Origin of the sequence: Bacillus sp. (in: firmicutes), assembly GCF_031983925.1 — a bacterium.
Taxonomy (GTDB): domain Bacteria; phylum Bacillota; class Bacilli; order Bacillales; family Bacillaceae_G; genus Bacillus_A; species Bacillus_A pacificus.
Genome location: NZ_DALYZR010000001.1, coordinates 1,187,164 through 1,195,185 on the forward strand (window position 1 = coordinate 1,187,164; position 8,022 = coordinate 1,195,185).

The following is an 8,022-nucleotide window of genomic DNA, read 5'->3' on the forward strand; positions in this document are numbered from 1 at the left end:
TCTTGATTTTCTTTTTAATTTGTGAAAAAGACAAGAAATATTCACATTTATCATCTATCTACTATAGCCAAAACAATAAAGTCCTGTTACTATTACAGGGATATTCTCTTTTCATAACATAAATATATAGAAAAATTAGAAAAGAGGAATTGAATTAAGGGAGGAACAACATGAAGCGTGTTGCTTGGATTACTGATAGTACAACTGCGAGTTTTACAACAGAAGGAGATAACTTTGTTATCCCAATTGAAGTTATTATTGATGGTGTGTCGTATAAAGATTGTGAAGAAGGTGTGCGCGAGCGCGTTTATAATGCTTTAAACGAAGGTAAAACTGTCACTACATCACAACCTAACATAGGGGAAATGGTAGAGTTATTTTCGAAATGCAAAGAAGAATATGAAGAGGGATTTGCAGTTGCTATTAGCGGAAAAGTAAGTGGAACCTATCAAAACATGAAGTTAGCTGCAGAAATGGCAGGTTTCCCATTAACGGTATTAGATAGCGAAACAACAAGTTATCCAATGGATGAACTAATTAGAAAAGCGAAATCGTTATACAATGATGGTATGACTTTACAAGATATACACAAAACATTAGTAGATGAAAAAAGAAGACCTTTCCACGTATTCCCGAAAAGTTTAAAGGGTCTTTACGCAAGTGGACGTGTAAAGGGAGTTCAATTTTTACTTGGGAGTTTATTAAGTGTTAACTTAATATTAGAAGTAAAAGGTGGCGAGCTTTTACTTGAAAAGAAAGTTCGCAAAATCCAAAAATGTCGAGAATACATTAAAAATGAACTTGAAAAAGAATTACCAAAAGTACTTCACATGTTCCATGCTAACGATAAACCTGGAGCTGAAGAATGGATTGCAGATATTAGACAAGCATTCCCTGAAATGGATTTCAAACTATATCCATTACCAATTTCATTTGCGGTACATGCAGGTGAAGGTACAATAGCAATTAGTTATTAAGAAGAAAACCCGTGAATGATTCGCGGGTTTTTTTATTTGAAAATGGGGACACACCATGTCTATATTAAGCAAAAGAATTCATTTTATTGTTTCCAGGACTAACCAATCACTCGACTTATTTAAAAATATAAACCTTTTCCTACTGGCTGAACAGTTTCTAGTACAATATCAACCATTTCTTCATTAAGCAGGGTCCTTATAATCCAAGCTGAAAGTTCTTGAGCAGCAAAACAACCCGCAGCAGTTGAAATATTTCCTTCGTTTACGAAACTTTTTTCAATAACCTCTACGCCAAATTCTTTAAGTTGTTCTACTGCGGATGGATATGTAGTTGCTTTTTTGCCAGTTAGCAATTTTTTAGCTCCTAATAGTAGTGAACCAGAACACATAGATCCTATTAATTGTCTTTGAGGATCTACATGAATGCTATTAATATATTCTTGGTTTTTATATAAATCTTGTACACCCTTGCCGCTTGCAAATATTACAGCGTCAGCAGAAGGAAGATCAAATATACTTGCTGTCATGGGAATACGTAAGCCAGACATGGATATATGAGTTTTTTCCGTTCCTAAAAGCTGGACATCCCAATCAGAAATACCACCAACTAAACGTACACGATTTAATAAATCCCATGGTAGGAAAACATCAATATCAGTAAAGTTATCGAAACAGACTATTGCAATTTTCATTTTCTAATCCTCCATTACTGTTATTAACAGTGCCAATTTAATCTTCTAATAAAAAAATGTTTTAACAGCTCATTCTAACTCGATATATACGTCTCTTTGTTTACAATATAAACTTCTCCTTTTTATGTTCTATATCAAGTTATAAATCCCTGTATATTACACGTATATGAAGGAGGTGTATTGATTTTTTAACTTCTCTAAATATAAAAAGATATAAAAATTTTTTCTTGGATTCTATCAATTTTTTTTGCACAAAACCAAAATCTGTAGCAATAACTCGTAAGGTATTGTGGATGAGGATTTTTAATATTCTCAAGGAAATAGGTGTAATTTATCACACATACCAATAGAAATAAAAACGTCATCCTTTCTTATAAATCCACAGATAGAAACACGTTTTTAGGGGGCATTGTATCATTAGCTTACTAATCTATATATAATATGATTTTTATAATTTCCGTAAAATAATTTTGACGTATTTATTTTTTCAATATAGAATAATATTCATCCATCCAAATTTAACCAATATTATACAAAAGATATATCTTTTTAGTTTTAAGGGAAAGGTTAATATGAAAGTAAAGAAACTAGTTACGCTTGCAGTACCATTTATCCCACTTTATGTAGTAAAGCTCTATAAAGAGGGAGATGGGACTGTAAATTACATTTGTGAAATTACAAATGTGTCTAGGTCCTCATTATATTAGAAAGCTATCGGAAAGGAACAGTTAATGAGTTATACCAAAAATCAGAAATATATAATAGAAAATAAGTTTCATATAGAGGTGGAATTATATGCCTAAAATTGACAATATGCTAGCAATTCTATGGATGCTTCGTTCAGGTAAAAAAATTACTGCGAAACAAATTTCAGAAAAGTTAGAGATAAATATAAGGACTGTGTATCGTTATATTGATACAATTTCAACTAGTGGCGTACCTATAATTTCAGAACCAGGACATAACGGCGGATACACTTTATTGAACAATTTTATTGAGGCTCCTCTTTTTTTTGATTTTGAAGAGCAAACTTCACTATTTCATGCTGCTGTTTTTGCAGAAGAAGCCGGATATTATGGGGGTGAAGCATTAAATAGGGCCATTTCAAAATTAAGTAAATACTCAAATCAAGAGCAGGAAACAAAAATAAACCAACATTTAACTAGTCTTGAAGTAATAAGCCGATTAACTTCACTCTCTATAGAAACTTTTTTGAAGGAGTTGGAGCGGGCCGTAGCTGACGGGTACTCAGTAAAAATTCTTTACCATAAAAGTGGTGAAAAGCAATTAAATTATAGATTGGTCAATCCATACAGAATTATCTATTGGAATAATAAGTGGTATGTGATTGGATTTTGTCATCTTAGGAATGATATCCGTATTTTTAGAGTAGATCGAATTGAAAGTCTAACGCTGACTGAAAATAAGTTTAAACAGCTAGAAAATTTTTCGGCAAGTGACTTTTTTATAAAAAGTCTTCTTCTAACTATAGAAGATAAGGAAAATATTATTTCTTTGGTTATTAATGGGGATAAAAATGTATTGGCTGATATTTGCCAACATTGGTTTTTAGGACATTATTTACAAGAACGGACTTCAAATCAAGCAGTTTTTCTTCTTGAAAAAGATATAATACATAAATATGTACCTTATTTACTTTTACCGTACAATAAATCTATTAAAGTTATTGAGCCAATAAGTCTTAAAAATAGACTTATTGAAGTTCTGTCGGAATTAATAAAATTTCATCAAGTATGATAACTTCCCTGACGTTAACTGTCAGGGAAGTTATATTATAATAGCTATATAAATTGTGATTGGAGTGTTATTGGATGCAAACAAAAAAAGCTTTTCTATATGTATTTAATACAATGTCAGACTGGGAATATGGATATTTAATTGCTGAACTAAACTCAGGAAGATATTTTAAAAAAGATTTAGCACCTTTGAAAGTAATTACAGTAGGAGCTAATAAAGAAATGATTACTACTATGGGAGGACTGAGCATAAAACCAGATATTTCCCTTGATGAATGTACTTTTGAGAGTAAAGATCTTTTAATTTTACCAGGAGGGACTACTTGGAGTGAAGAAATTCATCAACCTATCTTGGAAAGAATCGACCAAGCTTTAAAGCTTGGCACTATTGTTGCTGCAATTTGTGGTGCAACTGATGCCCTCGCGAATATGGGATACTTGGATACTAGAAAACATACAAGTAATAACTTAGAATATACTAAAATGGTATGTCCTAACTATAAAGGAGAAAAATTCTATGAGTTGGAATCTGTGGTATCTGATGCGAATTTAGTTACTGCATCAGGAATAGCTCCTCTGGAATTTGCAATGGAGGTACTGAAAAAAATGGATGTATTTACACCAGATACATTACATTCATGGTATAAGCTAAATAAGACTCATAAACCTGAATACTTCTTCCAGTTAATAAATTCAATAAATAAATGAAATAACTAAAAAGCCTAACTTCTCAATTTAATATGAAGAAATTAGGCTTTTTTCATTTAGTGATGAAACCCATTATTACATTTCGTATCATGCGGCATAGGCCCGTCCAGGGAATCCAGAAAGGCAACGGTCTGTTTGAGGTTTCGCAAAAATAAATGTGCGAGATCCATGGAAAATCCATTTCGAACCACAACGCGCATAATTGTCACAGATTCCATATCTGGAGGCAATGGATAGGCGGGTACTTGCCAACCGAACACACGTAATTGTCGAGATAAATCATAAAGATTCCAATTTGATGTGTAACCTTCTTTTAGTCGCCAAGCGAAAACCGGAATATCCGAGCCATCGGACAAAAGTTCGAATGGTTCCATCTTCTGAATGGCTTTGCTAAGAAATAGAGCGACTTTCTGGGAAGCCCTTTGTATATCATAGTACCCACTTTTCCCCAAACGCAGGTAATTGTAATATTGTAGGAGCACTTGTGCGCCAGGACGAGAGAAATTCAGGGCAAAGGTTGGCATGTTCCCGCCTAAATAGGAGACACGGAAGATTAGATCCTCAGGGAGATCTTCAGCTTCCCGCCAAATTATCCAACCCAATCCAGGATAGACTAATCCATATTTATGTCCGGATACATTGATGGATTTCACTCTCGGTAATTGAAAATCCCAGACTAAATCTGGTTGAAGAAACGGTGCTATAAATCCTCCTGAAGCTGCATCTACATGCATGGGAATGTCAAGACCCGTTCTCGCCTGTAAATCATCTAACGCTTTTGCAATTTCGGCAACCGGTTCGTAAAGACCGGTATAAGTTTCACCGAGAATCGGTACCACACCAATCGTATTTTCATCCACGGCTGCGAGAACCCCCTGAGGATCCAATTGGGGATGTTCTGGGCTAACCTTTACATAGCGTGGTTCAACCTCCCAATAGTTCGCGAATTTTTCCCAAACGACCTGAACAGCCGAACTAAACACAATATTGGGACGATCCAACGGCTTCCCTTCACTTTTACGTGCATTTTGCCAGCGTCGCTTTAGAGCAAGCCCACCGAGCATACATGCTTCTGACGATCCAGTTGTTGAAACGCCCATAGTCGTAAGGGGGCTTGGCGAATGCCAGAGGTTGGCTAAGATACGCACACACCGCTCCTCAATTTCAGCTGTCTGTGGATATTCGTCCTTATCAATCATGTTCTTGTCGAATGATTTTGCATATAGTTGCTCTGCGGCAGGCTCCATCCATGTGCTAACGAATGTTGCAAGATTTAGGCGGGCGTTGCCATCAAGAGTAATTTCATCATGGACGATTTGATACGCTGTTTCTGGTAACATACCTTCATCAGATATATGAAAACGCGGAACGACGGATTCTCCTTCGCGGGCAAACAGAGGATTTACAGAAAATTCGTGAGGTAGCTCTTTTTGCATGTGACGCGGTAGAGATTGTGAATTATCTGGCATAATCTCTTTTCTTTCATATGCATGTTTTTGAACTTCTGCTTTTCGATCCTGTGGCATACAAGTCCCCCTTAATAAATTTTTTAACAAACATATTATTTACAAAAAATCATTTGTTAAACCAAGAGCACAATTCTATAGAACGACTTACCACACTCCTACTTTAGCTGAGTTTTCGCAACTTCGACCAGCGTGGGGTGATAGAACGTTGAAGATTTTACGGTTGCAACGTTTTTCTGCAACCAACCTCATATCTTCGTTTTTTAAAGAGCAATCTGTACAAGTAAATGATAGCAAACATGTTGGGCTATACCAACTGACATTCTTATCCCACCTACTTACTTCGCGTTCCTTGAGGAAGGAGTCTTTTTGGCTAAAGTGATAAATTTAATGAATTGGGTTCTTCCATCTTTCTTAAATGTAATCTTTGTGTGTATATTCTCAAATCAATACTTTTACCTTCATTATATTGATGATGAATAGATTAAAAATATTAATATCTGCGCATAATTCAGCCCTTGCTACTCTTAGTGTTTTTTTATTATACATGAGAGAAATAGAGAGAGTGTATTACGTGATTTTTTATATCAACTTTGTTTCTTAATTGTTTCTTCCATTTAATAGTACAAGTGATTTTATTAAAATAAAAGAAGAAAAACTCTTGGGTAGAAGGGGGATTTAGTAAAAATTTATTCAAAGAGGAAACTTTTATTTTCACTTCAAATATCCGTACAAAATCGACACTAGCAATAAAGGAATAGTTATTTGATTTTTAGGGAATGTAGAGGAATTTGATGATTCTTATATATTTGTCGGGCCTTCTATTGCACAGCGTAAAGATGGAGATTCTTTTTCCTTAGAACAGGAGAAGAGAAAAGTTAATTTTTATTTCTATGGGAACAGTATTTAACCAGCAACCCAACTTTTATCAAACATGTTTTGCAACATTTTGAGGTATCCTGGTTACTGTCATATTAGTTGTAGGGTAACAAAATGATGTTAGTCAATTAGAAATTAGAAAATAATCCTTCTAATTTTAAGTTATATAATTACGTTCCTCAATTAGATATTCTCCAACATACTGATCTATTTATTACACGTGGAGGAATGAATAGTTCCAGTGAAAACTTATATTTTGGTGTTCCCATGCTAGTTATTCCAGTTATGGGAGGTCAGCCTATAGTTGCTCAAAGAATAAATAGAAGAATTAGAAGCCGGAGTCCAGCTAAATTATAATTTGCTTACTCCAGAAATATTAAGTAATACAGCAATGCAGGTGTTATCAAATGATATTTATACAAAAAACAGCTATAGAATCGGAAAATATTAAAAAAGCGATAGAGAATATAACAAGGCAGTCGATAAAATTGAAACCTTTAAATTTAAAATGGGTGTTAGGTAAAGCAAAACTACTGTGACTTTAAAAGTGAACTATAAAAATGAGTTATATGGAGGGAACAAAAATGAAGAATTTAGAACAAAAATATCAAGAAACTAACTATCTACAATCTTATGAAAAAAGTCTAAAATTATGGCCAACTAATTTTTCATCTTACTTTGTACAAACATCCCAAGGAAAGACTCATATTATTGAAAGTGGTAATAAATTAGCACAACCTCTCGTATTACTCCATGGGGCAAAAATGAGTTCGACAATGTGGTATTCAAATATTTTGCAATGGAGTAAACAATTCAGAATTATGTGTGTTGATATTTTAGGAGATAAAAATAAAAGTATTCCTAAAAAAGACTTTACAAATCGTTTAAGTTACGCACTATGGTTAAAAGAAGTATTACATACATTAGAAATTAGTAGTACGAATATTGTAGGATTGTCATATGGTGCTTTGCATACCGTTAATTTCTTGACATTTTTTCCAGAGATGGTAAATAAGGCTGTAATAATGAGTCCTGCAGCAACGTATATTCCTTTTCATCCTTTGTTTTTTTCCTATGCTTCAGGAATGATGAATAGTAGGGAAGGGGTCGAGAAATTTTTAGATTGGATTTTTAATAAGCGATACACTATTCATCCTTTTATTCAAGAACAATTGATAGCAGGAATGATGCGGAATCATTCTGTGAAAAATGAAACTCCAACAGAACAAGGATTTCCATATATTTTTAAAAATCAAGAGTTAGCCAAAATTCAAACGCCAATGCTGTTAATGTTAGGAGAGAATGAAGTAATGTATAATCCAATAGAAGCTTTCAAATGTGCTGAAAATTCATCACCCAATTTAACTGTAGAATTAGTGAAAGATGTAGGCCATTTAATGTCTATGGAGAATCCTCAATATATAAATGATCGCATTTTAAAATTTTTTAATAAATAGGACAACCTCTAGTATTCCATTGCAGACGCTACATGGGGTAGCACCACACATCCATCAACTTAACGTATATTTTTATACAAAATGCG

The 8,022-nt window shown here is 33.9% G+C and carries 7 protein-coding genes and 1 pseudogene; 6 read left to right on the forward strand and 2 right to left on the reverse strand.

The window, feature by feature from the left end; genetic code table 11:
• The first annotated feature begins 170 nt into the window (after positions 1-170).
• The gene (locus RTP99_RS06175) at positions 171-977 is read left to right on the forward strand and encodes a DegV family protein (RefSeq protein ID WP_000831949.1); all 807 of its coding nucleotides are present in this window, start codon (positions 171-173) and stop codon (positions 975-977) included.
• Between the two features lie 119 nt (positions 978-1,096).
• Here RTP99_RS06175 and RTP99_RS06180 read toward each other — a convergent pair whose 3' ends face one another.
• Entirely contained in the window at positions 1,097-1,669 is a 573-nt protein-coding gene (locus RTP99_RS06180) for a DJ-1/PfpI family protein (RefSeq protein ID WP_000684437.1), read from the reverse strand.
• A gap of 620 nt (positions 1,670-2,289) precedes the next feature.
• On the opposite strand from RTP99_RS06180, the pseudogene RTP99_RS06185 reads away from it, so the two are divergent.
• From RTP99_RS06185 to RTP99_RS06195, 3 genes and pseudogenes are all read left to right on the forward strand, one after another.
• Positions 2,290-2,401, forward strand: a pseudogene (locus RTP99_RS06185) (helix-turn-helix domain-containing protein); the annotation flags it as partial.
• Positions 2,402-2,464: 63 nt separating this feature from the next.
• Complete coding sequence (locus tag RTP99_RS06190) at positions 2,465-3,427, forward strand: helix-turn-helix transcriptional regulator (RefSeq protein ID WP_001124129.1); 963 nt, start codon at positions 2,465-2,467, stop codon at positions 3,425-3,427.
• A 74-nt stretch (positions 3,428-3,501) separates the two neighbouring features.
• Positions 3,502-4,134 carry a type 1 glutamine amidotransferase family protein gene (locus RTP99_RS06195; protein ID WP_001193577.1) on the forward strand — a complete coding sequence of 211 codons (633 nt, stop codon included), beginning with the start codon at positions 3,502-3,504 and terminating at the stop codon, positions 4,132-4,134.
• 56 nt (positions 4,135-4,190) lie between these two features.
• Here RTP99_RS06195 and gad read toward each other — a convergent pair whose 3' ends face one another.
• On the reverse strand, positions 4,191-5,660 hold the full coding sequence (gene gad, locus RTP99_RS06200) for a glutamate decarboxylase (RefSeq protein ID WP_001135422.1): 1,470 nt from the start codon (positions 5,658-5,660) through the stop codon (positions 4,191-4,193).
• 1,008 nt (positions 5,661-6,668) lie between these two features.
• Between gad and RTP99_RS27825 the strand changes: the two genes are divergently transcribed.
• Entirely contained in the window at positions 6,669-6,836 is a 168-nt protein-coding gene (locus RTP99_RS27825) for a glycosyltransferase (RefSeq protein ID WP_318825955.1), read from the forward strand.
• Between the two features lie 227 nt (positions 6,837-7,063).
• Complete coding sequence (locus RTP99_RS06210; RefSeq protein WP_000792740.1) at positions 7,064-7,936, forward strand: alpha/beta fold hydrolase; 873 nt, start codon at positions 7,064-7,066, stop codon at positions 7,934-7,936.
• Positions 7,937-8,022 lie beyond the last annotated feature (86 nt).